We start from the raw sequence: 26637 nt of genomic DNA on the forward strand, positions 1-26637 counted from the left end.
CCTATAGCACATCCCGTAAAGATGGCAATACGCGGCGTGTTAGCGCCTACAACATGGCCATGCCGCCATTGACGTGCAAGGTCGTTCCCGTGACATAGGCCGCCTCCGGGCTGGCAAGATAAAGCGTTGCAGCAGCAATTTCATGCGCTTCGCCCATGCGACCGGCAGGAATTTGCCCCATGATTCCAGACTTTTGGTCGTCGGTCAGCTTGTCTGTCATGGCCGTGGCGATAAAGCCCGGCGCAATTGCGTTCACCGTGATGCCCCGGCTTGCAACCTCGTAAGCGAGGCTCTTGGACATGCCAACCATCCCGGCCTTGGACGCGGCATAATTCGCCTGCCCCGGGTTGCCCGTCGCGCCCACAACCGAACTGATATTCACGATCCGGCCCCAGCGCGCTTTCATCATGCCGCGCATGACGCCCTTGCACAGCTTGAAGGTGGATGTGAGGTTCACATTGATCACCGACTGCCATTCCTCGTCCGACATACGCATGAAAAGGTTATCCCGCGTGATCCCTGCGTTGTTCACAAGGATATCGACCGACCCCATTGCCTCGGTCGCCTGCTTGGGCAGCGTATCCACGGCCTCGGGATCGCTCAGGTTGCACGGCAGGACATGTGCCCGGTCACCCAATTCACCCGCCAGTGCCTCAAGCGGGTCGGTGCGTGTACCGCTCAGCCCCACGGTCGCGCCTGCGCCATGCAGCGTGCGCGCAATCTCGGCCCCGATGCCGCCCGATGCGCCCGTGATCAGCGCGGATTTTCCTCTCAGATCAAACATATGAACCTCTTTCGTTAAGTCTGGGCCACGTCCATGTAGACGTCGCAAATGTTCAGGGACGCGTCCTTGGCCATGAAACGGTAGACCTCTCGCGCCCAGCCGGTCCGCGTCAGGCCCCGGGTTTCGACCTCTGCGGTCAGGGCCTGATAAACGCGCGGCAGCGTGTCAAAGGCGCCATGATGACGAATATGGAGGGCCTGTGCCGCATCCACATCAAACATCTGGAAGCCCGGCAGAGGTTTGGGCAGCGGTACTCCGATCCGGATGTCCATATCGCCACCCTCCACCCGGTACAGAGCCGTCTGCGGCCCTGCAAAGAAGATACCCGCCTGCCCCAGCAGCGAATCCATCCGCCCGAACACATCCGGGATCAGCTGGAACCGGCGGGCAAACGGCACCGTATCAATCACGCCACCCAAGGTTTCGGGCGGCAGGGTGACCAGATCAGCCATCAACGGCTGCCTTTACATCATCCGGTGTGCATACGGGACGGGTGGCGATGGAGCGGTCGATGCGGCGGATCATGCCTGACAGCGCCTTGCCTGCGCCGATCTCCCAGATCTCGGTCACGCCTTGCTGGCCCATATACAGGACGGTTTCACGCCAGCGCACCGAACCTGTCACCTGCGACACGAGATGTGCGCGCAGGTCATCAGGTGTGCTGCAGGCCGTGACCGTCACATTTGGAATCACTGGAACGGCGGGGGCATGGATGTCGACGCCACCAAGCGCATCGGCCATCGCGCGGGCTGCGGGCTCCATCAGGCTGCAATGGAACGGTGCAGAGACAGGCAGCATCACGGCGCGTTTGGCGCCTTTTTCCTTGGCGATATCGACGGCTCGTTCAACAGCACCCAAATGGCCCGATACGACCACTTGACCCGGATCATTGTCATTCGCGGCTTGGCACACTTCACCCTGTGCCGCCTCGGACGCCACGGCCGTAGCCGTTTCAAAATCCAGACCCAGCAGCGCGGCCATAGCACCCACGCCAACCGGCACGGCCTCTTGCATGGCCTGCCCGCGCGTGCGGAGCAGCCGGGCAGTGTCGGCGACACTCAGCGCGCCCGCCGCACAGAGGGCGGAGTATTCCCCAAGCGAGTGTCCTGCGACGAAGCTGGCCTTGTCGACGCCGATCCCTTCGGCCTCAAGCGCACGCATGGCGGCCACTGATGTCGCCATCAGCGCCGGTTGCGCGTTCTGGGTCAGGGTCAGCGTGTCCTGCTCACCTTCCCAGATCAGCGTGCTGAGCTTTTCGCCCAGCGCCTCGTCCACCTCGTCGAACACTGCGCGCGCTGCCGGGTAGGCATCGGCCAATGCCTTACCCATTCCGATTGTCTGTGCGCCCTGTCCCGGAAATACAAATGCCACGCTCATGGCCTGCCCCCTCGTTGTCGTTTCCACCGGGTGTAATGGCCCTGTCCGCGCCAGACAAGGGATCGGTGCACGGCATCTGTGCGGGAATTGCGTGTTGCACTGCGCGCACGTCGCATAACATTGGGTGCAAAGGTGTTAGACCTACACGCAAATGCCCGGAGACCACTCATGTCCCTTGCCAATACCGCCGACCGCTACGGCAGCCTGTCCAAGACTTTTCACTGGCTGACCGCCCTTCTGATCCTGACGCTGTTTCCCTTGGGACTGATCGCGAACAACATGGCGTATGAGTTGCAAGCGCTATCCACGCCGGCGGATGATCTTGTCGCCCGCACAGCCTGGCTGTTTTCACTGCACAAGACATTAGGCGTCACGGTTTTCTTCGTGGCGCTGCTGCGCATTCTGTGGGCACTGAGCCAGCCGAAGCCGGGCTTGCTGCACCCTGATCGCAAACTGGAGAGCCTTGCCGCAGAAACTGTACACTGGCTTCTCTACGGCAGCCTTGTCGTTGTGCCCCTGTCCGGGTGGATACACCACGCCGCCGCCAGCGGCTTTGCTCCGATCTGGTGGCCTTTTGGCCAAAACCTCCCGCTGGTCCCCAAATCCGAAGCAGTTGCCGCGGCCATGGGCGGGGCGCACTGGGTGCTGACAAAGGTGCTGGGCGTTGCTTTGCTCCTGCATATCGCGGGCGCCCTCAAACACCACGTCATCGACAAGGATGCCACCCTGCGCCGCATGTGGTTCGGGCGCACCGACGTTCCCCAAACCGAACCTGACCACAAACATGCAGCCCCAATCACGGCAGCGATTGCCTTGTGGGCGCTTGCGCTGTCGGGTGGCGCGGCCTTGGGCGTCTATGCCCCGCACGGGGACGGGACGGCAATCGCCGAACTGGAAGAGGTTCAATCCGACTGGCAGGTTCAGGACGGCACATTGGCCATCACGGTGACCCAGCTTGGATCCGAAGTGGATGGGCAATTTGCAGATTGGACCGCCGCGATCAGCTTTGACGAAACCGTTGAAAACGGCACAGCCGGCACGGTTGAGGTCATGGTGGCGATTGGCTCACTCACCCTTGGCTCAGTCACCGATCAGGCGATGGGACCGGACTTCTTCAACGCTGCCGACTTCCCGACAGCAACGTTCTCGGCAGACATTATTCCGGTGGTCGATGGGTACGAAGCCCAAGGCACACTCACAATCAAAGGCCAATCTGTCCCGATCACCCTGCCTTTTGGCTTGTCGGTCGATGGCGACACCGCCTCGATGACCGGTGGCCTGACATTAGACCGCCGCAGCTTCGGGATCGGAGACACCATGGCTGACGAAAGCTCACTCGCCTTTTCCGTCTCTGTGGACGTCAACCTGACCGCCCAGCGCGCCGCAGCGGAATAAAAAACGAAGTCAAAACCCCTTCCCTGTTTCAAAAAAATACCATGCTGGACGGCGGCGCGGCTGACTGCTGCGATGCCGGAACATTCCAATCATAGGAGTTTCCAGCATGGTAAAGAAAGCAACACGCATTTCGCGGTTTGTGGCGGCAATTGAAGACTGGCCTGTCGTCGTGGGCCTTGATGTTCACACGAAGACCTATTCGATTGCGCTCTTTTCAAAAGACGGCGGTTTGGTGGAGAGTTACACCTGTCCGGCAGGCGAGGCTGCACTGGCACATCAGTTGGCAGAACGCGGCATCAACACTGACCATGTCGTCTATGAGTCGGGGCCAACCGGCTTTTCGCTTTCGCGGGTTTTGACGGACGAGGGTTTCAACATGTCAGTCATTGCAGCCTCTCGCACTCCACGTGGATATGCAGGGAGCGCGAAAGAATGACCGGCTGGATGCGGTGAAACTGGCGACGTACGATGCGCGAGGGCTGTTGCGCCCCATTGCGATCACGACTGTCGAACAAGAGGGCTACCGAGCGTTGGTGCGTCGCCGCAAACGGATCGCGGAGAGCCGGGGCAAGATCAAACAGAAGATCAAGGGTTTCTTGCTGGCGTCTGGCATTGATGAACCACACAGCATCCAAAAGTGGTCATTCGCAGCATCCGCCGACCTCATGGCGCTGAATGTGCCGCCTCAGCACCACATAGCTCTTGCCTCAATGGTGCGCGAGTATCTGTTTTTGCTATCAGAAGACAAAATGCTGCGTGCGGAGATCCGAACGGCAACCAAGCGCATGCACGCTCAATCCTTCGAACGGCTGACGTCCATCGTCGGGTTGGGAGAGACAGCCGCATCCAACTTTCTGGCCGAACTGTTCTCGCCAGAGAGATGCAACAGGCCGGAAGTAAGTGACTTCGCATCTCGGATTGGCCCCAGTGGTCAGTCAGAGCGGCGGCAGTGCAGCCCGCGTCAGGATCAGGCCGGTGGGCCAGAAACGCCTTCGCGGTATTCTCATCGAAGCTGCATGGCAATGGACTTCGCGCGCCTCGGAGGCCAAGGACCTCTACAATCGACATTTTGCGAAGCATGGGATCGGGCAGAAAGCCATTATAGCTGTTGCCCGCAAGCTCGCAATCAAGTTTTGGCAGCTCGCGGTGGACACACAGCCTGCGCCCATGGGGGATGCTGCGCGCGGGGCCCGGTCGGCATAACCGACAGTAAAAAAGGGCAGCATCCCCATCAACCAGCGCGTACCGAAAGAGGTGCTTAGTGACCTCACATGATCCTGTCAGGCACGAATAAGAAAAGGCTTGCGCAGCTCGGTGAACGGTGGTGGTTCGGCCTCCGAACTCGGTGCCTTTGACAGGCACCGTGAGTTCTGCTGCGGCCAATGCCCAATGTCTCAGGTGCGGACCAGTGCTGCCATTCAAAGCGACAAACTGAACGGCCGCTTTTGAACCTTCAGAGAATTAAAGCCTTTCCAGCTTGACGATATGTGCGGACCGCACATAATGGCGTTGAAAGGCGAAAGCACCATGATTGACTATGAAACCAAGCCGCTCGATGCGCGCACCTGGGACGATTTTGCGGGCCTTGTTGAGGAGAACAATGGCGTCTGGAGCGGGTGCTGGTGCATGTGGTATCATGGGAAAGAAGTTGCGGACGCCTCGGTGGAACAAAAGCGCGCGATGAAAGAGGCGCGCGTCAAAGCCGGCGAAGCACACGCCGCCCTTGTTTTTCACGACGGCAAGTGTGTCGGATGGTGCCAGTTCGGCTCAACTTCTGAGTTGCCACGCATTCACAACGCGCGGGCCTACCAAAAGGATAACCACAAGCTACCGGACTGGCGTATCACGTGCTTCTTCTCCGGCAAAGGACATCGAGGGGGTGGCGTCGCCTCAGCAGCTCTCACAGGGGCAGTCGAACAGATCAAGGCCCTCGGCGGAGGGCGGGTTGAGGGCTATCCAGAAGACATCGAAGGCCGCAAGGCGGCGCCTGCGTTTCTGTTCAACGGTGCGCTGCACATGTTTGATAGGTTGGGTTTTGAGCGATCTCGCAAAATCGGAAAGCACAAATGGGTCGTCACGCTTGATCTCTAGTTCTCGGTTACAGCTATGACCGCGTTTTCACGGACAGAGGCAAGTGGGCGAACAGACCCGGCCCGCCAACCGTCGCGCCTTCGATTGCCAGCATCTTCAGTTTGAGTTCCACCCCGCCAGGTGCCGAAAATCCGGTGAGACGTCCGCCCGCACCCAAGACACGGTGGCACGGAACAATGATGGGACGAGGATTTGGCCCAGGGCTTGCCCGACCTCTCTCGCCTGATGTTTTTCACCAACCTCGATCGCGATCGCGCCGTAGGTCGACGTCTCGCCAGGAGCCAGCGCTGGTGTCGCAGTACAGACCAGTGCTGCAAATGGACCTATGTCTTCAAAATCACAAGCGATGAACGAAAGGTTCGTCCGATCCCCCTCGAGAAGAGCAGTTATCGCCATGATCGCCCCTTGAATAGTCTCAGGTGGCGAACCCTCTTTCGCGCCACGCTATGCCGCAACGTCCAATGGGTGTCGGGAACAGTGCGAACTCAGCGATGCTTGCATTGCCGGTCATCCGCTCACGTCTTTAGGCGGCTCAGGCAGTCGCCAGAAGGCCAACGTCGCCACTGCAATGGTCACGCTTACGAACAGCAGAGCGGCCCGCGCGGCCTCGATACCGTAATCCGCAGCCAGCGTAACTGCGGTTCCGCTGCGCCACTGCATCGCGGCGACACCGCCGAACATTGCCATCGTGAACACGCTCAATGCCCGGCCCGTCATCTCCGCCGTGTATGAGGAACGCACGTCCGCGTATTGCATGGTAACACATCCACCGGACAACCCGGTGAAGACTGCAAGCGCCGTATCGAACCCCGCGTTCCATCCAGGGGCAAGCCCCGCAAACTGCACCGCACAGGTAGCGCTGAACCAAATGATAATCTTGCGGCGTCCGCTTGGTCCCGGGTCGATGCGCCCGAATAGATATGGACCGATAATGACGGCAATAGAGATGACCAGCGCGATGTGACCGACTTCGATGAGCGAAAAGCCATAGCGCTCCGTCAAAAACGGACCGATCCAGAGGCCACGCAAGGTCATGAAGGCCGCATGAGTGACAGCACCAAGACAGCAGATGCCAAGCGTATGCGGTTGCGCAATAACCGACCCCAGGCCGCGCGGTTCGGTTCTGATGGACTGGTTTTGCGTCCCATGCTTGTGCGGCTCTTTTTCCAGGAACCAGAACACTGCGATCCAGCTGAGTGCCGCCAGGACCATACCTCGATGACCCAAGCCAGGAGCGTGCCCGTCATCAGCATGCCGACGCCACCCGTTGCGAGGATGATTCCCGACAAGGATGCGAACCTCTCCGACCGGTAGCGGCGGGCCACCAGCAACATTGCGACCAGAAGCGCGGGCGCGCAGCCTAATCCGAGCAGACACTGCCCGAGGATCAGAACGTCCACCCGTTGCGCCAGGGCTGAAACGGCGCCACCGATCAGCGCCACGACGAAGGCGACGAGAACGGTGCTCCTGGGTCCGTACCGATCGAGCGATATGCCAACGGCCGGTTGGGCCAGCGCGAAGGCCAGATGAAAAGACCCGGCGATTGCACCAAGCGCTTGGGCTGAAGCATTGAACTCGTCCGCCAAAGGTTCGGCTGCAATACCGGTGACAGTGCGGAAAGCGTGGCTGAGGACAAAGACGAAGACCAGAGCTGCCAGCATCAGGGGGACGCTCTTTTCCGGATGCTGAGTTGCTGGTTCAGACGGCAGGTGGGGGGCTCTACCTGTGTCGTGTGGCTTCCTCTTCTGAAAGCCTCACCGCATCAAACCGTTAAGCTCTGGATAAGGCATTCCGCCCTCAACCCAACCGAATGTGCCATCGTTATGAAGCTCTTGCGCCGCAGCTTGCAGTCGGCCCGCAATGGCACTGTAGAATTGCGAACCAACGCTGATACGGCGGACCCCGCGCGCCGCGAAATCGGACACCGTTCCTTCGTTTCCGACACCCGCCAAAACATTGATCGGCGTTTGGACGTGGCCAACAACTTTATCGACATCCGCAAGTGTCATGAGCGCGGGTGCAAACAGCAGGTCGGCCCCCGCTTCTTCGTATAGGGTCAGACGGGCGAGGATCTCATCAAGGTCGCAGGCTCCCGCAAAAAGACCATCCGCGCGTGCGCAGAGAACGAAAGGGCGATCCAAAACGCGTGCTGCTTCGACGGCGGCAATGATCCGTTCTTTCGCCAGTTCCCGGTCAAAAAGAGGCGCTGCGGGATCGCCAGTTGTATCTTCGATGGACCCGCCTGCAAGACCTACATCTGCAGCAAGGCGGATCGTTTCCGCGACAGTTTCGGGGGAAGCGCCAAACCCATTCAGCAAATCGCCAGAGACAGGGACGTCGACCGCGTCCACGATCGCCTTGGCGTTTGCCAAAGCGAGGTCGCGCGACGTTGCGCCATACTTTTGCCCGATCGCCCATGCAAACCCTGCACTGGTGGTGCCGAGACCCGAGAAGCCTGTGGCTTCAAGCATTCTCGCAGAGCCCGCATCCCACGCATTCGCCATCACGAAACATCCGCTTGCATGCAGCTCCCGAAAACGCTCAGCCTTTTGCTCTGTAGTCAAGGTCAAGTCTTTCTCCTTCTGTTACTCATTGCATCACTACGCGTGGCGCGATTCACAGAACCGCATAAAACCGATGAATCGGCCCGCCGTTGCCGGTGCGCGATTTGCTGACTGCCACAATATTGTTCAACCAGGCGTAGCGCGGATCGCCGGTCTCAAATCGCGGTGCGGCTCGGAAGTAGTAGCGCCATGCGCCATCTGGATCGTCAGCCTTGGCGACATCCGCCGCATATTCGGCATCTTCGGGGCGCGACCAGAAACGCCCAAGCCATTGGACGTAAATCAATGCGTTGTCATGGGTTTCCCATGTGAAGCGCACATCAAGCACGCCAACACCATCCGGGCGAACGTGCACCCAATCCGCTGCAGCGTCATTTGTCACCCGCCCCCGAATATGCGGGCCATCAATGGTCCCCCCGGTCACATTGAAGATCAGGCCTTGTCCATTTGGCCCTGCGCCCGTGGTCGTTGGCGGCGTTTGAACCTGAACTCTGGCCTCTGTCAGAAACAGCAGCTCGGGCGGAGCTTCGGCATCCCATCCGTCTGGGCTGAGCACAACCCCACCGCCGTTAGGGTTCATGCCGTGTGCCTGGCTTTCGCCAGCCAGCGCGGTCGCCCCCAGTGCGCCAGCTCCTATGAGCAAGTTTCTTCGAGTTTGGTCCATCGGATACCGTCCTTGTTCGTGTTACGAGTTTGAGGCTTGATAGAGTTCGATCAGCTCTCTGCTTGGCCCTTGCAGAAAGGCTATGCGCATCGGTTCCGGTCGCGTGCCGGACATGATCACATCCAGCGGCGTGCCGTCCCATTCTTCGTTGGGCACAGGAATTTCGAACCGCACTCTACCAGCTGAGAGCGCCTGCGCGTAGGCGGCATCCACGTCCGCAACCGAGAGGGCGAGATGGTTCATCGGAAAACCGGGCGGAGACATCTCGCTATCACCCGCAGGGCGCAATTCGATGTATCGGCTTTCACCTGCTTCAAGGAACACACTCGCCACCGTGAACGGGAATCTGCGCGTGCCGCGCACACCGACGATGTCATCGAACTCTTCTCGGAGGGTGAGCCCAAGGCCTTCGGTGTAAAAGCGGGCTGATGCCTCCATGTCGGACACAAAGAGACTGACGTGATGCAGAACGGGGCCGGTCATCGGGCCGAACACCCGATCCTCCAGCTTAGTCACCCCTGTTTCCCCTTCGATCTCTTGCCCTTCTGCGGACATCACGCAAACCTCGCATTGCCGTTCGATCTTGCGCGATCAAAAATACGTGCGCTCCGCACATATCGTCAAGTTGAAAATCGTGCGGTGCGCACATAATGTGGTGCCATGACAAACAGAACAGCTAATCTTCTTGGGGTCGTTGGCCTTGCCGTGGCGGATCGGATCGAGCATGTCGCGCGCGAAATCCTAGGCCGCGTCGGCGAAACACCTGCCGCACTGGTCGTCATCGGGCACGGCACCGGGCTATCCAACGATGCGCTTCGCCGCATCCTTGGCCGATCGCACCCGGGAACTGTGAGGCTCGTCGATCGGCTTGTTGCTGATGGCCTTGTTGAGCGCACCGAAGGCCAAGACCGACGTGCCGTTGCGCTGCGGCTCACGGACCAGGGTCATGCCGTTCGCGACGAACTCCTTGACGGACGCCTGTCTGCTGTGGACGCTCTTCTGGAAACTCTCTCATCAAGGGAACGCGATTTATTGGATGCACTCTTAACGAAGATCCTGACCTCTTTGGACGCGACGATCGACGAACGGCGAACACTCTGCCGGCTCTGCGACGTTCAGGTCTGCGAAAACTGTCCAATACCGGCCAGTGAGGGTAGAGTGGCATGACACAGCAAAGGTCGAAACAAGACCGCCCGTAACCTGTCCTCAAAAGTCGCCATTCGTCGATTACGCAGCATTGGACAAACTGGGCTCTCAGCCAACATTGAGAGATTGGCTTTGCAATAGCGGCATTCAGTGGTTGGGCTTGACACTAGTCCACATAAGAAAATCCCCGCCGGAGGCAAATCACGGGAGGGCCTGAAAAGGCCCTCCTGAATTAAATCGTGTCGCGTGTATGCGCGGCCTTTCGACAGCAGCCACGAAAAAAGCCGCGCGATTGTCTCGCGCGGCTTTCAAAGGTTTCGTGAGTGATGGTCTTATTCAGCCTTCTGGGCTTCCACTGAAATCTGCACTTGTACTTCGTCGCTGACGGCCGGTGCAAAAGCACCCAGGTTAAAGTCCGACCGCAGCAAGGTGGTTGTCGCGTTGAAACCGGCCCAGTCTTTCTGGTTCAGGGGATTGGCGCCCGCTTGGTTCAGCGTCGCCTCCAGCACAACAGACTTGGTGACGTCATTCATTGTCAGATCGCCAGTAATCTGCGCGGTGCCATCGCCGGTGACTTCAATGCCGGTGGATGTGAAGGAAATGACGTCTTCATCCGTGGCCCCGAAGAAATCGTCGGACATGAAGTGGCCGTCGCGCTGTTCCCAGCCTGTGAACATCGATTTGGTCGGCATCGACACGGTTACACTGGAGTTTGCCGGGTCTGCCTGGTCGAACATGATCTCGCCTTCAAAGCCCGAGAACATGCCCCATGTGGTCGAGAAGCCGAGGTGGTTGTAGGAAAACAGGATTTGGCTGTGGCTCGAATCCAAAGTGTAGCGATCGGCTGCAAACGCGAATGATGCAGTTGAGGCCAGCGCTGTGGCAAGAAGAAGGGATTTCATGGGGCGTGCTCCACAAGTGTTTATGTATGCTGACAAGATGTCGCATATTGCTGCAGAGGCAACTGCACATCCGTCAACATATCGTGCGCATGGCTGAACATCGCTCATGCGCACGAAGAGCATCCGAAAGGATTTCAGAGTTTGCCGGCGTCCTGCAAAGCGCCGTAGACGCTGGACCACGCATCCGCATCAGGCAGGGATACAGCCGCCAGAAGCGCACCGTTCGCGGCGGTCAGCCGGATCACATTGCCCACGGCTTCCGCACGTCCCAAATCACGAATGGCAATGCGACGGATCACTGAGGTGCGGCGGCCCCGCTGGCGTGCGATGCGGACTTCGCGGCGTACGGTATCAATCTGCACTTCCGGGTCCTGCCCTCGGGACATGTCCTGCATCAAAGCAAGACCGGCGAACCCGAGGAAAAGCGACACACCCAGCTTCATCACCAAAAGATCGATGGCCATTTGTGCCCCGGGCTCGATCCACAGACCAAGCGAGGCCAAAACCAGCACGGCTCCGAGTGCGCGGCTTGCGATCCCCCTCGCCCCTAGTGACCAGATGCGCGTACTCTCGGGTCCGTGTTGTTCGGTGTGGGGCGTTGTATCGAATGTGGCAGTCATGGCAGTGATCCTCCAGCGTGTTGCGGAGACACTGATCATCAAAAATGACTAAAATACGGCCCATCCAAGGAAAGCCTCGGGTGACGTAACGGAACAAACTCCCTCTTGCGTCGCGGTCCCACCGGTGTATACGGGCGCATCCCTGCAAACCCGTTTTGCCGCGCAGTCTCTCGTGACCGTCCCGCAGGGCCTTGATGGACCGGTCTATGAAATGCGCCTTGATAGAAGTGGAGAAGTCCATGCCTCTTTATGAGCATGTGATGATTGCCCGTCAGGACCTGTCGAACACGCAGGCCGAGGGTCTCATCGAACATTTTGGCACCGTCCTCGCCGACAATGGCGGCACCCTCGTTGATAACGAGTACTGGGGTGTGAAGACGATGGCCTACAAGATCAACAAGAACCGCAAGGGCCACTACGCCTACCTGCGCACCAATGCACCGGCCACCGCCGTGCAGGAGATGGAGCGCCTGATGCGTCTGCATGACGATGTCATGCGCGTTCTGACGATCAAGGTGGACGAGCACGCCGAAGGCCCCTCGATCCAGATGCAGAAACGTGACGAACGCGACAGCCGTCGCGAGCGCCGCTAAGAGAGGGAGCTAAACCATGGCTGCAAAACCGTTTTTCCGCCGTCGTAAAGTGTGCCCCTTCTCGGGCGAGAACGCACCCAAGATCGACTACAAGGACACGCGCCTGCTGCAACGCTATATCTCTGAGCGTGGCAAAATCGTGCCTTCCCGTATCACCGCCGTATCGGCCAAGAAGCAACGCGAGCTGGCCCGTGCCATCAAGCGCGCCCGTTTCCTCGCCCTGCTGCCCTACGCCGTGAAATAAGGAGCGACTGACATGCAAGTTATCCTTCTCGAACGTGTGGCCAAGCTGGGCCAGATGGGCGACGTCGTTGACGTCAAGCCTGGCTACGCCCGCAACTACCTGCTGCTGCAGAAAAAGGCGCTGGTCGCATCGCCCGCCAACATCGCAGACTTCGAGTCGCAAAAAGCGCAGCTTGAAGCCCGCAACCTCGAAACCAAGAAAGAAGCCGAAGCGCTGGGTGAAAAGCTGGATGGCCAGCAATTCATCGTGATTCGTCAGGCGTCGGACGGTGGGAACCTCTATGGCTCCGTCACGCCCCGCGATGCTGCGGACGTGGCAACTGCCGAAGGTTTCACCGTTGACCGCAAACAGGTTGTGATCCCCAACCCCATCAAGGAACTGGGCCTGCACGACGTGCACGTGACCCTGCACCCTGAAGTGGACGTGGTTATCCAGCTCAACGTGGCCCGCTCGGAAGAAGAAGCCGAGTTGCAGGCGTCGGGTAAATCGATCCAGGAGCTGGCCGCCGAAGAGGAAGCCGCTGCCGAGTTCGAAATCCAGGAGCTGTTCGACGACATCGGTGCCGCGGCATCCGAAGACGAAGAGCTGGCGGAATCCGCAGGCATCGCCGCAGACGACGCTGCCGAAGGCGACGCGGAAGAAGAGCCCAAGGCCTGATCCTTTTTCGGATTAAAACAAGCAAACCGCGTCCCCTTGGGGCGCGGTTTTTTTTGTCGCCCTGCCCCATTTGACCTTTGCGCTTTGCATCGCCAAGGTGCGCGCATGTTGCGACGCCTTGGCCTGTTTCTATTTGCACTTGCAGCCTGCGATGACGCGGAGCTGGGCGGCGATCCTGCCACCATCGTCATGGCCCCCCGCCCCTTTGCCCAGACCGAGGCCGAGATCGCCTTTGCCGCAGACCTATTCAACGGCCTGCAGGCGCAATCGATTGACGAGGGGCGTGAGTATTGCGGATTGATCGGGGTGGATGCTGACGGGGCCTACGTTGCCACAACAGCCCGGCGTGGGGGAAAAGCGACTTGCTTGCCACCTGCTTCTGCAGGCGCAAACGTTACAGTTTTGGCGTCTTACCATACCCACGGGCACTACAAGCCTGCCTTCTTGACTGAGATTCCGTCCTATGACGACATTCGGACAGACATTGAGGATGGCACCGATGGCTATGTCGCCACCCCGGGCGGGCGCCTGTGGTACATTGATGCGCGCGCGCAGGAGGCCCGACTGATCTGTGGCACGCGATGTCTGGTGAGTGACGCGGATTTCCAAGAAGATCCAGCATTTCCCGTGTTTCCGCGATACACATTGCAAGACCTCAGATCTTTCTGAGGCCGTATCAGCGCAGCATACGGTACGTCCCGATCGCAGTCCTTGCACAAAATCCCGGCTTTCATGGGCGGGACTATGCGCACTTTACACGGCATTCTACATTGCTTCACGGTTCGGGGGCCACTAGACACGGCATGTGGCGCACCGGCGCGCCATAGCTCGAACAAGACGACGTCAGCCGGTCGAACGACCCAGACACACCAGATGACTCCGCCGTATTTCGAGCGTCGGCTTTGCAAGGAGCGTCATGGAATGACCCATACCCCCCGCGATCGATTGCTGCGTGAAATCCGCATTCAGGCCACGCGGCTGCTCAAGGCAGCGCGCCAGGGCGATGCGACAGCAATTGACCGTCTGAACGGGCGCTTGAAACGTCGGCACGCGCTGGACGTCATTGCGCGCCAGCTTGGCGGCGCACCCTATGTTGACCTGGTTTCGGCGCCAGAGAGAACACCGCTGGCTGATCCATCCCGTTTCTTCGATCAACCGATGGCAACCTATTGGAACCACTGGTTCCGCCGCTATGACGAAGCGCTTGCGCACAGGACCATGGCCGGTGGCTACCTTTTTCCCTTTCGGCAACAATTCGTGGTCGTTGAGGAGCACCTGCTGCGCGCACTTGGTATCGATCCAGAACATCCAGACTGGGCACGGATCGCGTTCAACTGGGCGCGACCTGCAGACCCGGCGGCCTTCCTTCGTCTGAACGCAGTATTGTGTGATGCCGGGTTCGCCGAACAGGAGGTGACGCATGCAGCCCAATGACGGCGATACGCCCCCGTTTCGACTTCCTGACCCACGGCTTCGCAATCCGCTTATGCTGCCTCAGGGTGTGCGGGACCCGGCGACCGTTTTTCTGACAGAGGTCATCGACCACCCAAACATACAGGTTGGCGATTGGACCTACTACAACGACAGGACCCTGCCGGAGAATTATGCCGAGACCTTGGCCCCCTATCTGTTTCCGGGCGCGCCGGAACATCTGCGGATCGGTCGTTTCTGCCAGATCGCGCAAGGGGTTCAGTTTGTGACGGCAACGGCAAACCATCCGATGACTGGTGCGTCGACCTTTCCCTTTGCCGTATTTGATCCGCCGCGTTTCGGGAGCTATCGGGCCTCGTTGCCACGCGGGCGCGATACGATTGTCGGGCACGATTGCTGGATCGGGCGCGAAGCCATGCTGTTGCCCGGTGCAGAGCTGGGCAATGGGGTCATTGTTGCGGCGCGCAGCGTTGTGCGTGGACCCGTTCCCGACTTTGCAGTGGTCGCAGGCAACCCAGCCAAGGTCATTCGCATGCGTTATGACGACCAGACAATTCAACGTTTGAATGCGTTGGCGTGGTGGTCTTGGGCTTCCGATCAGATCGAGCGTGCTATCGGTGCCATCGAGGCGGGCGACGTCGCTGCGTTGGAACAACATTTCAACACGACCGCTTAAGACCGTTTAAGTGTCGGTCCGACGGATCGTGCGGTGCCGTCATCCGGTCGGGCAATTACAGGACGAGAGAACGAAAAAGGGCTGCGCCAAGCAGCGCAGCCCTGAAAGGAATATCGCCTAAGGCGATAACTTAGTCTTCTTCTTCCAGTGCCTCGACGGCCTTTTGCAGATCGTCCTTGCTGACATCCTTATCCTTGACCGACGCGCTTTCGACGATGTGGTCAACCACTTTGTCCTCGAACAGCGGCGCGCGCAGCTGCTGCTGCATCTGCTGGTTCTGCTGCACGAATTCAAAGAACTGGCGTTCCTGGCCCGGATATTGACGGGCTTGTTGCATGATGGCCTGGCTCATTTCGGCGTCAGTCACTTCGACTTCGGCCTTCTGACCCAGCTCGGCCAGCAGGAGGCCAAGGCGTACGCGGCGCTCGGCCAGCGTGTTATGCTCGTCCGTCGGCTCGATCTCTGGGTGGTCGTGCCCTTCGACGTCCGGGTTTTCTTCGTGCCACAGCTGGTGTGCAATCTGCTTGGCTTCCGCTTCGACAAGCGAGGGCGGCAGGTCGAATTTGACGATGTCATCCAGCTGATCGAGCAGCGCACGCTTCATAACAGCGCGGGCGGCACCGCCATATTCACCTTCCAATTGCTCGGTGATGCGGGATTTCAGACCGTCCAGATCTTCGGCGCCGTATTTCTTGGCCAGTTCATCGTCGATCTCGGCAGCGACGGGTTCTTTGACCTCTTTGATGGTGCACTCAAAGACGGCTTCTTTGCCCTTGAGGTTCTCGGCCTGGTAATCTTCGGGGAACGTGACCGTCACGGCCTTTTCCTCGCCCGCTTTCACACCGACCAGCTGATCTTCAAAACCGGGGATGAAAGAGTTCGAGCCCAGCACCAACGGGTAATCTTCCGCGGCACCGCCATCAAAGGCTTCGCCGTCGACCTTGCCCAGGAAGTCAAAGACAATCTGGTCGCCGTCCTTGGCCTTGGAGCCTTTCTTGCGCGCTTTGAAGTCTTGTGCGTTTTCCGCCAGCGATCCGAGCGTTTCTTCCACCGCCGCGTCGTCTGCTTTCACAACCAGGCGTTCCAGTTTGACCTTGCTCAGGTCAACCTCGGGGATCTCGGGCAGCGCTTCGTAAGACATTTCGACGTGGACGTCGTCGCCTTCTTTCCAGTCCTCGTTGGTCATCTTGACCTCGGGCTGCATGGCGGGGCGGTCACCGCTGTCTTCGAAGTGCTTGTTCATGGCGCCATCGATGCTTTCCTGCATCGCTTCGCCCATCAGACGCTGACCAAACTGCTTTTTCAGCAGAGCCATGGGCACTTTGCCCTTGCGAAAGCCCTTCATCTCGACTTCGGGCTGAGCCTCGGTCAGTTTTTCGTTGACCTTGTCGTCCAGTTCGGCGGCGGTCACGGTGATGGCATAGCCGCGTTTCAGCCCTTCGTTCAGCGTCTCGGTGACCTGCATGTGTGCTCCCATAGCATTAAAGCCCCGTCCATGGGGGCTGATCGGAAATTCGCGCCCTTCTATGCAGCGCGGATGCCGTGTGCAAGGGGATTGGCGCATGTCATGTAAAAATGGGTGGATTGAGAGTGCGACCCAAGGTGACGCATGCGTGCTCGCCAATCCTGCGTGCCGTTACGATGGGGCGGCGGCGTGTCTGTTCGGGTGCGTGGGAGCTGGCTCCAGACGGATACGCCTGAAAATACTCTGTCAGCGCCCCACCGTGTAGACGTAGAGTCGTCGTGGAGGCACCCAAGATGAATACCTCCACTTGCACCGCAGACCTAGCGTTTCACACCAAGCCGCAGCACCTGACCACCACTCTGGCTGTGAAAATTGGGACTTAGGTCAAGTCCGGCCTCATCAAACAGCTTATGCAGCCAGTCTTGGCTTGTGATCGCGATACCATAGTTGTCCCACCGACCCGTATCACCCCAGACAAATCCTTTTTCGGCCAAAGTTTTGTCTGCATCCTTGCGCGGGCCCAGTATCCTTGTGATCCAATTGGTTGTGTTTTGGCGGGTATAGAAGCTTTCCATCTGACGCTCGGTCAGAACGGAAATCACTGCAATGCCACCGGGCTTCAACTTCCGGCCAATCTCTTTCAACGTGTATTCAGCCGATGGCTCGGACAGGTGGCTGAATACCGAGTTGGCAAAGACCAGATCAAACATGCCATCACCGAACGGGATCGGCCCCATGCTTTCGACAACCTTGTGCTGCATGTCTGGTAGAAGTCCGTTTGCGCTTTCAATGAGCTTGGGATGCGTATCAACGCCGCACACCTGACCATTCGGGAAGTTGTATCGGATGAGGCGCGTCATGCGGCCCCAACCGCAGCCATAATCCAAAACGTTCCATTCCGGGGCAATCTGCCGAACCTTGGCAATGTCGTTTTGCATCCGGGTCCAGATATCGATCGCACCCTTGGCCGTTTTCTTTCCGGAATGACCATTGGTTATGACCTGTATGTCCTCGGGCGGGAACGGGATCAGGTCCGTGCGTTCCCCTTCTGCGTGCGCGACGTAAATTTCGTGCCAGTCTTCTTGTGAAATATCGTGAGTATTCATGGCGTCTCCAAAGGATTTGACGCCCGCCGGATTTCACAACCCATACGTGAAGTCCAGTGTGCTTTTTTATCGCAGGGCGTCTATCGCGGCTGCAGCAGTGCGATGCCGGCCAACCACACTTGAGAGCAACAAATTTCAGGCGGAAAGACCTCACTGATCTCGACGCGTGCATCTGGGTGAAGGCCGGGCATACTCGGCATTTGGGCAAGGGCAATTGCCGCTTCTTCTATACCTCAAAACTGGTCAAGCAATTCGCAACCTGATGGGGACAAAGACGTGCTTCTTCAAAAAACACTTATAACTTGGTGCGGGCGGGGAGACTCGAACTCCCACACCTTGCGGCGCCAGAACCTAAATCTGGTGCGTCTACCAATTCCGCCACGCCCGCGTCCTCGGCCCCTTTAGCAAAGCAATTCGAAGGATGCGAGACGTATTTGCGTAAAAACCACGCGACATTAAGGACCTGTTCAGCTATTGTGCCCGTAACCTAGAGGCAGGTTACAGAAAGAGACGCCATGAAACCGAATACGGTCGGGCGCGAAACAGGCGGGCAGATGCCCCCCTTGCGCATTGACATTGAACATGTCGGGCTTGTGTCCGGCACCCTTATTCTGACAGCGGATGGAGAAATACCCGTCGAATATCTCTCGGCCGGTGACAGGATCATCACGCGAAATGCCGGCCTTGTGCCGCTGACCGCCAGTCAATCCTATCGCACCACGGACGAGGCGGTGAAAATCGCCGCCGGGTCGCTGGGGCATACCAAGCCCACGCACAACGTTATTATCCCCGCGGCCCAAATGGTGCTTGTGCGGGACTGGCGGGCCAAGGCATTGCGCGGGGCGGCACAGGCCGTGATGCCCGCCGGATGCCTGATTGATGATGAGTTCATCACATCGCTGGGCCCGCGTGAGATGACTCTGGTGCGAATGGGCTTTGAATCGCCCCATATCGTTTATGCCGATGGCTTGGAGCTGTCGGTGCCAGCGATGACAATGGCTGGGGCCGCGGCCGCCTAGGCACCGATGTCACGCAGGACCTGCGGCAATATCTCGGGCAGATCCTCCGCGATCAGACCCGGGCCAAAGGCGCGGGCGCATTCTACATGAAGCCATGCGGCGATTTCCGCCGCATCCATGGGCTCAAGCCCACGGGCCAGCAAGCCCGTGATGAACCCGGCCAGCACATCCCCTGCCCCAGCCGTCGCCAGCCAAGGCGCCTCGCGCCCATAGGCCGCTGCATGGACCGAGCAGCGACCGTCCGGGTGGGCAATTACCGTGTCGGGTCCTTTGAACAGGATGATCGCGCCGCACCGGGCCGCCGCATCCCGGGTTGCATCAACCTTCGAGTAAGCCGGACCTCGGTCCGGCACCCCACTCAGTTTCTCTGCGATGTCCGGAAACAGCCGCGCGAACTCTCCGCCATGCGGGGTCAGCACCGCATGTTCGTTCAACGCCTCCATCCGCCGTGCATCCTGCGCAATCAGCGTCAGAGCATCCGCATCGAACACAACGTGGCGCGTAAGGCGGAGGTGTCCTCCGCCCAGAACGGCATCGACTAGCGCCGCCGCGTGATCATTCAACCCGAGGCCCGGACCCAGGCAAAGCGCATTGATCCGCTCATCGTCGAGCAGATCGGTTAACGCATCAGCATCGCCGATACGCGCCAACATAAGGGCCGTGATATGTGACGCCACTTCCATCTGCGCGGCAGGCGGCGTACCAAGTGTTACCAGACCCGCCCCGATCCGCAGCGCTCCGAGTGCGGCAAGGCGCGCAGCACCTGTGCGCCCGGCCCCACCCGTAAGGACCAAAGCATGACCATGATCGAACTTGTGGCGTCCCGCGCTGGATCGCTTGGCAACCAGATCGTAGGGCCAGATCTTGCGACTGCCACCGCGGGTTGGGTCAAAGTCCACAAGACAAGCGACCTCCGGGTCACGCGTCATGCGAAGATGCGCAGGATGCCGATCTTCCTCGCCCAGACCAATATCGACGACCCTCAGCGCATAGTTTTGCTGCCCAAGGTAGTGACCCACCTTACGCCTGTGGAACGTCACCGTCAGGTCGGTTTGCAACAGACGCTTGGACGCATCTTCCTTCCACCAGCGCCAATGCGCATCGACATCATCCTCAATATCCTTGGGATACTCGGGCATCAGAATGTGCCCACTGTCGCAATCCATTCCGGAGGGACAGTCCACAGCAACCACGTGGTACGGGACAAGCCACGGATGTTCATCTCCCACATCGCGCTTGCGCACGGCTTCATGTGCCACGGCACAGTCCAAGGGAATGGCACGCGTCAATCCGGTGCCGAACATGGCATCGACCATCAGGGCCGGGCGCCGTCCTTTTGAAACTGCCGATACATCAAGCGGTTTAACCTCGCCCATACCTGCCCAAAGGTCGTAGTTTGACTGTGCATCCGGTGGCAGTTTGTCTGGATCACCATAGAGAAACACCTCGACCGCCCAGCCTCGGGCTTTCAGCAAACGCGCAACCACAAAGCCATCGCCGCCATTGTTGCCCGGCCCACATAGAACCACCGCCCGTTGTTTACGGTCGCTCAACTCTGGCCATTCTTCGAACACTGCCTCGACGACACCTGCCCCAGCGCGCTCCATCAACTCGAACCCGGTCACCTCACCCGACTCAATCGCAGCCTGTTCGATGGCCCGCATCTGGGCCGCTGTCAGCAGCTCGGTCATGCACAAATCCCCAAAGTTTTCATTTTGCTCATTTTTTATGCGCATCGCCCATTTCAAGGGCGCTCACCTCACAATCGCGTCTCATCCACCCCAATCTCTACCGCATCCCATGGACGCCCCAAACCACAAATGATCCACCGCAGACAGACGGCGCGACAAAGGGAGGCAGCCCCATGAAAAAGATCGAAGCGATCATCAAGCCCTTCAAGCTTGATGAAGTCAAAGAGGCCCTGCAAGAGGTCGGCGTTCAGGGTCTGTCCGTGATCGAAGTCAAGGGCTTTGGTCGCCAGAAAGGTCATACGGAACTCTATCGCGGCGCAGAATATGTGGTCGACTTTCTGCCCAAGGTGAAAGTCGAGGTCGTACTGGACGACGATCAGGTCGATGCCGCCATCGAGGCCATCGTCGACGCCGCCAAGACCGAGAAAATCGGTGATGGCAAGATTTTCGTATCACCCATCGAACAAACCATTCGCATCCGTACCGGTGAAACCGGCTCGGACGCATTGTAACTCTACTCAAAGACAGGAAGGACCAATAGGAATGGCCAACCCCGTTCTCGATATGATCAAGGAAGAAGGCGCCGAGTACGTCGACATCCGTTTCACCGACCCGCGCGGCAAGCTGCAGCACGTGACCGTCATGGCCGATCAGGTTGATGAAGACTTCCTCGAAGAAGGCTTCATGTTTGACGGCTCCTCCATCGCAGGCTGGAAATCCATCGAAGCCTCCGACATGAAGCTGATGCCTGATCAGGCCAGCGCCTATGTCGATCCCTTCTATGCCGAAAAGACCATCTGTGTGCACTGCTCCATCGTTGAGCCAGACACCGGCGAAGCCTATGAGCGTGACCCGCGCGGCACAGCCGAAAAGGCCGAGGCATACCTGAAATCCACAGGCATCGGTGACGCGGCCTACATGGGCCCCGAGGCGGAATTCTTCCTGTTCGATGATGTGCGTTATTCCAACAGCATCAACAAGGTATCCTACGAAGTTGATGCAACTGACGCCTCGTGGAACACCGACACCGAATACGAGATGGGCAACATGGGCCACCGCCCCGGCGTCAAGGGCGGCTACTTTCCTGTGAACCCCACGGACGAAAGCCAGGACCTGCGCTCCGAGATGCTGTCCACTATGAAGCGTCTGGGCATGAAGGTCGACAAGCACCACCACGAAGTGGCGTCCTGTCAGCACGAGCTGGGCCTGATTTTTGACAGCCTGACAAAGCAAGCCGACGAGCTGCAGAAGTACAAGTACGTCATCCACAACGTCGCCGCCGCCTATGGCAAGTCGGCCACGTTCATGCCGAAACCCATTGCGGGCGATAACGGCACCGGTATGCACGTCAACATGTCGATCTGGAAAGACGGCAAGCCGCTGTTTGCAGGCGACAAATACGCCGACCTGTCCGACGAAGCCCTGTATTTCATCGGTGGCGTTCTGAAACACGCCAAGGCTCTGAACGCCTTCACCAACCCATCGACCAACAGCTACAAGCGTCTGATCCCCGGCTTCGAAGCCCCCGTTCTGCGCGCCTACTCGGCCCGCAACCGCTCGGGCTGCGTCCGGATCCCATGGACCGAGTCGCCCAAAGCCAAGCGGGTTGAGGCACGCTTCCCCGATCCGTCGGCCAACCCCTACCTGTGCTTTGCGGCCCTGCTGATGGCTGGCCTCGACGGCATCCAGAACAAGATCCACCCGGGCGAGCCGTCGGACAAAGACTTGTACGATCTGCCGCCAGAAGAGCTGGCCGGTATCCCAACTGTCTGTGGTTCGCTGCGCGAAGCCATGGAAGAGTTGGAAGCCGACATGGACTTCCTGCTGGCCGGAGACGTGTTCACCAAGGACCAGATCGAAGGCTACATCGCTCTCAAAATGGAAGAGATCGAAACATACGAACACACACCGCACCCGGTTGAGTTCGGCATGTACTACAGCTGCTAATCTGTTTCGTGACAGGTTGTGTGTTGAAGGGGCGCCGTGGCGCCCCTTTTTTGTGCACAACCTCTGCGGCTAAGGATTGTCAAACATAATCCGCAACCACCCGGTCTGCGGCATGAAATGCTCATCACCCAGCACGATCATACGCGGTGTGTTTCATTGGAGACCGCGAGCGTAGGTAAGTCTGCCTACTGGTGATCCGCCATGCGATACTGCACTATGAAAAGATCGGCGACAGCTTGCTCATTTGGTGGTCAGGACGCTCCAAGATCCTGAAATCCTGACTTGCATGCTCGGTCCGCTGCCAAGATTATGGCAGTATTACATAACTGATTTAACCAGGTGACTATATTATGACCACGACACAGTTTTGCGTTCGCGTCTGCATTGCCGCATCCACCATCATGGGATTGCACTTGATCCTGACGCACGTCGCTTAATCAACGCAAAGAAGGTTGATTTTGAAAACTGAACGCGTGCGGGGTAACCTGCACGCGTTTTGCAGGAGAGCTAAAATGTATTTTAAACAGCGTGCGCGCAGTTTGGTTATCGCCGGAATCCTTGTGACATCCGGCGCAGGAGCAGCGTTGGCCCAGTGCGGGAACACCTCTGCGGGGTTCGAGAATTGGAAAGCCAGTTTTGCAAATGACGCGCGCCAAGCGGGCGTCCGATCATCCGGCTTGCAGGCTCTTGCCAATGCGCAATATGCGAAACGCACAATCGCGGCGGATCGCAATCAGAAGTCGTTCCGCTACTCGCTCGAAAAATTCATGCAGATCCGTGGCGCGGACACAATTGTTGCCCAAGGGCGCAAGCGCAAAGCCCGAAACCCAGATTTTTATGCAGCACTTGAACGGCAATACGGTGTTCCTGCGGGGGTTCTGATTGCCATTCACGGAATGGAGACCGCCTTTGGTGGGTTCATGGGAGATAGTTCGGTTGTGTCCGCCATCGTGACACTGACCTATGATTGCCGACGCTCGGATTTCTTCGCCCCGCACGCCATTGGCGCGCTGAAACTGGTGGACCAGGGGTCGATCACTGGCGCAACCAAAGGGGCCAAACATGGCGAGTTGGGACATACCCAGTTCCTGCCCGGAAATGCGCTGAAATACGGCGTCGACGCAAATGGAGACGGGCGTGTCGATCTGTATAATCAGACTGATGCCCTGGCATCGACGGCCAACTTCCTCAGGCAGAAAGGCTGGAAACCCGGACAGGGATACCAGCAAGGGCAACCGAATTTTGCTGTGATTAAGCAGTGGAATGCGGCGACCGTCTACCAGCAGTCCATTGCAATCATGGGTGCGCGCATCGACGGGTGATGCGTGCAACACCTGTTTTCGCTGACCCAATTCCCACCCCTATGCGCTTGTCTTTCTGCCGAGCTCGGCATAAGTGACCGGCCATAGGGATCAGGCCCCTGCCCTCCGCATTCTGGTGAAGCCTGACGATCCGACCCAGTTTCTTGGTCGCAGGCATGGCAACGCGGAGATCCGACAGCCCAGATCACGCGACCGGAGAACGGAGACGGATATGGACATCCCCCTTCCCTCACGCGCCGCATTGAAGGCGCAAGCCAAGCGATTGCGCGCGGCCATGAACGAGGCTGGCACCCCTTGCACGCATTCTCAGGCGCTGGAAACAGTGGCGCGGCAATGGGGCGCGCGCGATTGGAACACGTTGCATGCGCGGGCACAGGACGAAGGCCAACACAGCTATCACCCCGGACAACGTGTGTCCGGTCGCTATCTCGGGCACCGCTTTGCGGGATTCGTGAAGTCTGCGCGGCTCATGCCGAACGGACGTCACGCCCTGACCTTACGGTTCGACGATGCCATCGACGTTGTCGCATCGCGGCACTTCTCGGCCTGGCGCAAGCAGGTGAATTGTGTTGTGGACCAGCGCGGACGCACCTTGCGGACCACGTCCAACGGGCAACCGCATGTGGTGATCCACGATGCCTGGTCCGGCAAATGATCGGGTAAGGCGGGCCTTGGTCCGCCTAGCTCAGCTCGGGCACATCAGCTCGCGCCAGCACATAGGTGTGAATAGCAAACACCACTGCACGACTTTGCGGTAGGCGCAGCAGCGTCTGCCGCTCGCTCCTGTAATACGGCCCCTCGGTCAGGCCTGCCCCGACCCGGCGTGGCTCTGACTGAGACCGGGGCTGGAACAGCTCGGGATCCTGATACCAAAGCTGGTTGAACCGCCAGAGCGGTCGCCCGACCTGTATCCCGTCAAACAGGCGTTGCACGCGGCGTGCAACGTCATCGGTGTATTCCGAAACAGGCACATGAATGTCGACCAAGGGACGGCCCGCCTTTTCACTCAGGCGCCATGAGGCTGGAAAACACAGGACCGCACCCGTCAACACGTGTTCATCGCCGCGCTTCTGCATCAACACAAAATCGTTCTGACAAAGGCGTCCCAACGTCTTCATCGGCGCGGAATAGTCGAGCGCTACAGCACGCCCATCTGGACAGGAAACGTGATTGCCATCCCGCTGAAACCCTTGCGTGGGCAAGATGTCGAGCACGGTATTCAGCAATTCCACTGCCGCGGCCCGCGCCGAAGGGTCGAGGTACAAAACATCCGCTTCTCGTTCCGCCAACAAGGCCTCGCGCCGCGCCATCTGTTCGGCATAGGCCTCGTCAACGCGCAACCACGGCCCAACCTCGGGCTGGATACCCGGCAAGGCGCGGCTGACATGCATGTCGTCGGGCAATTCACTCTGCAAAATCACGGTCATGGCGCACATTTGCACGGGGTTCACGGAACACGCCACAGCAAAAAAACGCCGGATCGCTGTCGGAAACGGGCAACTACACCGCGCGAATCCAAGCCACCCTGCCGACAGGGAAGGACGCACCATGAACCAGCATTACCGTGACACGCGCAAAATCGACCCCAATCGCGGCGCCGCATTGGGCGATGGTACGCCAAACGATGCCGACCGGATTGAGATCGGCCCCACCCAACTGGCCTTTGCCGAATGGGAGGCTGCTGGTCTGCAACTGCCCAATCTCGCCAATATGCGCGAATACCGCTGGCGCAGGCTGACCCAACACATCGTGGATCGCGGCTATGCTGGCCTGTTGATGTTTGACCCGCTCAACATCCGATACGCCACCGACTCGACCAACATGCAGCTTTGGAACACGCACAACCCGTTCCGGGCAGTGCTGCTTTGCGCTGATGGCCACATGGTGATCTGGGATTACAAGAACGCCCCCTTCCTGTCCTCGTTCAATCCACTGGTCAAAGAGGTGCGGCACGGGGCCGACCTGTTCTACTTCGACCGAGGCGACAAGGTTGATGTCGCGGCGGATGTCTTTGCCAATTCTGTGCGTGAGATTTGCGCTGAACACGCCCCCGGCCATACGCGCCTTGCTGTCGACAAGCCCATGGTTCACGGGCTGCGCGCCCTTGAAGCACAGGGCTTCACTGTCATGGATGGCGAAGAGGTCACGGAAAAGTCCCGCTCGATCAAGGGGTCGGATGAGATCAAGGCAATGCGCTGCGCCGTCAACGCCTGCGAGGCCTCGGTCCAAGCCATGGAGGACTTTGCACGCGCCAATGTGGGTGACGGCAAGACATGCGAGGATGATGTTTGGGCCGTCCTGCACGCCGAAAACATCAGGCGCGGCGGCGAATGGATCGAAACCCGGCTGTTGTCCTCCGGGCCGCGCACCAACCCATGGTTCCAGGAATGCGGGCCGCGCATCTGTCAAAAGAACGAAATCATCTCTTTCGACACCGATCTTGTCGGGTCCTACGGGATCTGCGTCGACATCTCGCGCAGCTGGTGGATCGGCCCGGACAAACCGCGCCCCGACATGATCTATGCCATGCAGCACGCACACGAGCACATCATGCAGAATATGGAGATGATCAAACCCGGTGTCATGATCCCCGAGTTGACGGCCAACACACATGTGCTGGATGACAAGTTCCAGGCCCAGAAATATGGCTGCCTGATGCACGGCGTTGGCCTGTGCGATGAATGGCCCCTTGTGGCCTACCCGGACAAGGCCGTCGCAGGTGCGTATGACTATGCGCTAGAACCAGGCATGGTGCTTTGCGTCGAAGCTGCGGTTGGCGAAGTTGGCGGTGACTTCTCGATCAAGCTGGAGGATCAGGTTCTTGTCACCGAAGACGGTTTCGAGAACCTGATCGGATACGAGTTTGACCCCGCTTTAATGGGGGTCTGAACCTTCAGGCCCGGCGCCCAAGACAGGTCCACCTGCTGAACATCGCACTGTTTT

General features: G+C 58.9%; 31 protein-coding genes, 1 tRNA gene and 1 pseudogene. 17 read left to right on the forward strand and 16 right to left on the reverse strand.

Annotation, left to right across the window (positions count from 1 at the left end; all coding sequences use genetic code 11):
• Window positions 1–46 precede the first annotated feature (46 nt).
• From fabG to fabD, 3 genes are read right to left on the reverse strand one after another with little or no spacing between them, the layout of a single operon-like run.
• Complete coding sequence (fabG, locus tag IE087_RS07400; RefSeq protein ID WP_189368669.1) at window positions 47–784, reverse strand: 3-oxoacyl-[acyl-carrier-protein] reductase; 738 nt, start codon at window positions 782–784, stop codon at window positions 47–49.
• A gap of 14 nt (window positions 785–798) precedes the next feature.
• A complete protein-coding gene (locus IE087_RS07405) occupies window positions 799–1236 on the reverse strand; it encodes a GyrI-like domain-containing protein (protein WP_189368670.1) in 438 nt (145 codons plus the stop codon).
• Entirely contained in the window at window positions 1229–2161 is a 933-nt protein-coding gene (fabD, locus tag IE087_RS07410) for an ACP S-malonyltransferase (protein WP_189368671.1), read from the reverse strand. The genes IE087_RS07405 and fabD overlap by 8 nt, the downstream gene beginning before the upstream one ends.
• A gap of 168 nt (window positions 2162–2329) precedes the next feature.
• On the opposite strand from fabD, the gene IE087_RS07415 reads away from it, so the two are divergent.
• The 4 genes from IE087_RS07415 to IE087_RS07430 all read left to right on the forward strand — a co-directional run bounded on the left by IE087_RS07415 (window position 2330) and on the right by IE087_RS07430 (window position 5647).
• Window positions 2330–3556: a cytochrome b/b6 domain-containing protein gene (locus IE087_RS07415; protein ID WP_189368672.1), complete on the forward strand. Its 1227-nt coding sequence runs from the start codon at window positions 2330–2332 to the stop codon at window positions 3554–3556.
• A 106-nt stretch (window positions 3557–3662) separates the two neighbouring features.
• Window positions 3663–3992 carry a hypothetical protein gene (locus IE087_RS07420; RefSeq protein ID WP_189368673.1) on the forward strand — a complete coding sequence of 110 codons (330 nt, stop codon included), beginning with the start codon at window positions 3663–3665 and terminating at the stop codon, window positions 3990–3992.
• A 464-nt stretch (window positions 3993–4456) separates the two neighbouring features.
• Window positions 4457–4759, forward strand: a complete 303-nt coding sequence (locus IE087_RS07425) for a transposase (RefSeq protein ID WP_189368674.1) — start codon at window positions 4457–4459, stop codon at window positions 4757–4759.
• Window positions 4760–5083: 324 nt separating this feature from the next.
• The gene (locus IE087_RS07430; RefSeq protein ID WP_189368675.1) at window positions 5084–5647 is read left to right on the forward strand and encodes a GNAT family N-acetyltransferase; all 564 of its coding nucleotides are present in this window, start codon (window positions 5084–5086) and stop codon (window positions 5645–5647) included.
• 13 nt (window positions 5648–5660) lie between these two features.
• Here the strand turns inward: IE087_RS07430 and IE087_RS23500 are convergent.
• The 6 genes and pseudogenes from IE087_RS23500 to IE087_RS07460 form a co-directional block, all read right to left on the reverse strand.
• Window positions 5661–6043 (reverse strand): annotated as a pseudogene (locus tag IE087_RS23500) (methylated-DNA--[protein]-cysteine S-methyltransferase).
• Between the two features lie 111 nt (window positions 6044–6154).
• Window positions 6155–6682 (reverse strand): MFS transporter, encoded by a 528-nt coding sequence (locus IE087_RS07440; RefSeq protein WP_189368676.1) that lies wholly within the window; start codon window positions 6680–6682, stop codon window positions 6155–6157.
• Window positions 6679–7308, reverse strand: coding sequence for an MFS transporter (locus IE087_RS07445; protein WP_189368677.1), 630 nt, complete (start codon window positions 7306–7308; stop codon window positions 6679–6681). Before IE087_RS07445 ends, IE087_RS07440 begins: the two co-directional genes overlap by 4 nt.
• 93 nt (window positions 7309–7401) lie before the next feature.
• Window positions 7402–8217 carry an isocitrate lyase/PEP mutase family protein gene (locus IE087_RS07450; protein WP_189368678.1) on the reverse strand — a complete coding sequence of 272 codons (816 nt, stop codon included), beginning with the start codon at window positions 8215–8217 and terminating at the stop codon, window positions 7402–7404.
• Window positions 8218–8263: 46 nt separating this feature from the next.
• Entirely contained in the window at window positions 8264–8875 is a 612-nt protein-coding gene (locus IE087_RS07455) for a DUF3237 domain-containing protein (RefSeq protein WP_189368679.1), read from the reverse strand.
• Between the two features lie 21 nt (window positions 8876–8896).
• Window positions 8897–9430, reverse strand: a complete 534-nt coding sequence (locus tag IE087_RS07460) for a VOC family protein (protein ID WP_229801307.1) — start codon at window positions 9428–9430, stop codon at window positions 8897–8899.
• A 105-nt stretch (window positions 9431–9535) separates the two neighbouring features.
• On the opposite strand from IE087_RS07460, the gene IE087_RS07465 reads away from it, so the two are divergent.
• On the forward strand, window positions 9536–10042 hold the full coding sequence (locus IE087_RS07465; protein ID WP_189368681.1) for a MarR family winged helix-turn-helix transcriptional regulator: 507 nt from the start codon (window positions 9536–9538) through the stop codon (window positions 10040–10042).
• Between the two features lie 311 nt (window positions 10043–10353).
• Here IE087_RS07465 and IE087_RS07470 read toward each other — a convergent pair whose 3' ends face one another.
• A complete protein-coding gene (locus IE087_RS07470) occupies window positions 10354–10923 on the reverse strand; it encodes a YceI family protein (protein WP_189368682.1) in 570 nt (189 codons plus the stop codon).
• A 134-nt stretch (window positions 10924–11057) separates the two neighbouring features.
• A complete protein-coding gene (locus IE087_RS07475; RefSeq protein WP_189368683.1) occupies window positions 11058–11543 on the reverse strand; it encodes a hypothetical protein in 486 nt (161 codons plus the stop codon).
• A 239-nt stretch (window positions 11544–11782) separates the two neighbouring features.
• Here IE087_RS07475 and rpsF point away from each other — a divergent pair, with 239 nt between their 5' ends.
• The 6 genes from rpsF (at window position 11783) to IE087_RS07505 (ending at window position 15144) form a co-directional block, all read left to right on the forward strand.
• Window positions 11783–12136, forward strand: coding sequence for a 30S ribosomal protein S6 (rpsF, locus tag IE087_RS07480; protein WP_189368684.1), 354 nt, complete (start codon window positions 11783–11785; stop codon window positions 12134–12136).
• Window positions 12137–12152: 16 nt separating this feature from the next.
• Window positions 12153–12380, forward strand: a complete 228-nt coding sequence (gene rpsR, locus IE087_RS07485) for a 30S ribosomal protein S18 (RefSeq protein WP_005608650.1) — start codon at window positions 12153–12155, stop codon at window positions 12378–12380.
• A 12-nt stretch (window positions 12381–12392) separates the two neighbouring features.
• Window positions 12393–13037, forward strand: coding sequence for a 50S ribosomal protein L9 (gene rplI, locus IE087_RS07490; protein WP_189368685.1), 645 nt, complete (start codon window positions 12393–12395; stop codon window positions 13035–13037).
• 105 nt (window positions 13038–13142) lie between these two features.
• On the forward strand, window positions 13143–13706 hold the full coding sequence (locus IE087_RS07495; RefSeq protein ID WP_189368686.1) for a DUF4329 domain-containing protein: 564 nt from the start codon (window positions 13143–13145) through the stop codon (window positions 13704–13706).
• A 252-nt stretch (window positions 13707–13958) separates the two neighbouring features.
• The gene (locus IE087_RS07500) at window positions 13959–14471 is read left to right on the forward strand and encodes a hypothetical protein (protein WP_189368687.1); all 513 of its coding nucleotides are present in this window, start codon (window positions 13959–13961) and stop codon (window positions 14469–14471) included.
• Complete coding sequence (locus IE087_RS07505) at window positions 14458–15144, forward strand: CatB-related O-acetyltransferase (RefSeq protein WP_189368688.1); 687 nt, start codon at window positions 14458–14460, stop codon at window positions 15142–15144. Before IE087_RS07500 ends, IE087_RS07505 begins: the two co-directional genes overlap by 14 nt.
• Window positions 15145–15274: 130 nt before the next feature.
• Here the strand turns inward: IE087_RS07505 and tig are convergent, their stop codons facing one another.
• From tig to IE087_RS07520, 3 genes are all read right to left on the reverse strand, one after another.
• Window positions 15275–16609 carry a trigger factor gene (tig, locus tag IE087_RS07510; RefSeq protein ID WP_189368689.1) on the reverse strand — a complete coding sequence of 445 codons (1335 nt, stop codon included), beginning with the start codon at window positions 16607–16609 and terminating at the stop codon, window positions 15275–15277.
• Window positions 16610–16929: 320 nt separating this feature from the next.
• Window positions 16930–17715, reverse strand: a complete 786-nt coding sequence (locus IE087_RS07515) for a class I SAM-dependent methyltransferase (RefSeq protein WP_189368690.1) — start codon at window positions 17713–17715, stop codon at window positions 16930–16932.
• A gap of 303 nt (window positions 17716–18018) precedes the next feature.
• Window positions 18019–18103 (reverse strand) — tRNA-Leu (locus IE087_RS07520).
• A gap of 127 nt (window positions 18104–18230) precedes the next feature.
• On the opposite strand from IE087_RS07520, the gene IE087_RS07525 reads away from it, so the two are divergent.
• On the forward strand, window positions 18231–18734 hold the full coding sequence (locus IE087_RS07525; RefSeq protein WP_189368691.1) for a Hint domain-containing protein: 504 nt from the start codon (window positions 18231–18233) through the stop codon (window positions 18732–18734).
• Here the strand turns inward: IE087_RS07525 and IE087_RS07530 are convergent.
• A complete protein-coding gene (locus tag IE087_RS07530; protein WP_189368692.1) occupies window positions 18731–20425 on the reverse strand; it encodes an NAD(P)H-hydrate dehydratase in 1695 nt (564 codons plus the stop codon). The two genes, IE087_RS07525 and IE087_RS07530, sit on opposite strands and share 4 nt — an antisense overlap.
• A gap of 173 nt (window positions 20426–20598) precedes the next feature.
• On the opposite strand from IE087_RS07530, the gene IE087_RS07535 reads away from it, so the two are divergent.
• The 4 genes from IE087_RS07535 to IE087_RS07550 all read left to right on the forward strand — a co-directional run bounded on the left by IE087_RS07535 (window position 20599) and on the right by IE087_RS07550 (window position 24349).
• The gene (locus tag IE087_RS07535) at window positions 20599–20937 is read left to right on the forward strand and encodes a P-II family nitrogen regulator (protein ID WP_189368693.1); all 339 of its coding nucleotides are present in this window, start codon (window positions 20599–20601) and stop codon (window positions 20935–20937) included.
• A gap of 31 nt (window positions 20938–20968) precedes the next feature.
• A complete protein-coding gene (glnA, locus tag IE087_RS07540) occupies window positions 20969–22372 on the forward strand; it encodes a type I glutamate--ammonia ligase (RefSeq protein ID WP_189368694.1) in 1404 nt (467 codons plus the stop codon).
• A 512-nt stretch (window positions 22373–22884) separates the two neighbouring features.
• Window positions 22885–23694: a lytic murein transglycosylase gene (locus IE087_RS07545; RefSeq protein ID WP_189368695.1), complete on the forward strand. Its 810-nt coding sequence runs from the start codon at window positions 22885–22887 to the stop codon at window positions 23692–23694.
• A 211-nt stretch (window positions 23695–23905) separates the two neighbouring features.
• Window positions 23906–24349 (forward strand): glyoxalase superfamily protein, encoded by a 444-nt coding sequence (locus tag IE087_RS07550; RefSeq protein WP_189368696.1) that lies wholly within the window; start codon window positions 23906–23908, stop codon window positions 24347–24349.
• Between the two features lie 25 nt (window positions 24350–24374).
• On the opposite strand, the gene IE087_RS07555 is transcribed toward IE087_RS07550, so the two are convergent.
• The gene (locus IE087_RS07555; protein ID WP_189368697.1) at window positions 24375–25121 is read right to left on the reverse strand and encodes a heme-dependent oxidative N-demethylase family protein; all 747 of its coding nucleotides are present in this window, start codon (window positions 25119–25121) and stop codon (window positions 24375–24377) included.
• Between the two features lie 121 nt (window positions 25122–25242).
• On the opposite strand from IE087_RS07555, the gene dddP reads away from it, so the two are divergent.
• On the forward strand, window positions 25243–26583 hold the full coding sequence (gene dddP, locus IE087_RS07560; protein ID WP_189368698.1) for a dimethylsulfonioproprionate lyase DddP: 1341 nt from the start codon (window positions 25243–25245) through the stop codon (window positions 26581–26583).
• The last annotated feature ends 54 nt before the right edge of the window (window positions 26584–26637 follow it).

Origin of the sequence: Tateyamaria omphalii, assembly GCF_014651375.1 — a bacterium.
GTDB lineage: Bacteria > Pseudomonadota > Alphaproteobacteria > Rhodobacterales > Rhodobacteraceae > Tateyamaria > Tateyamaria omphalii.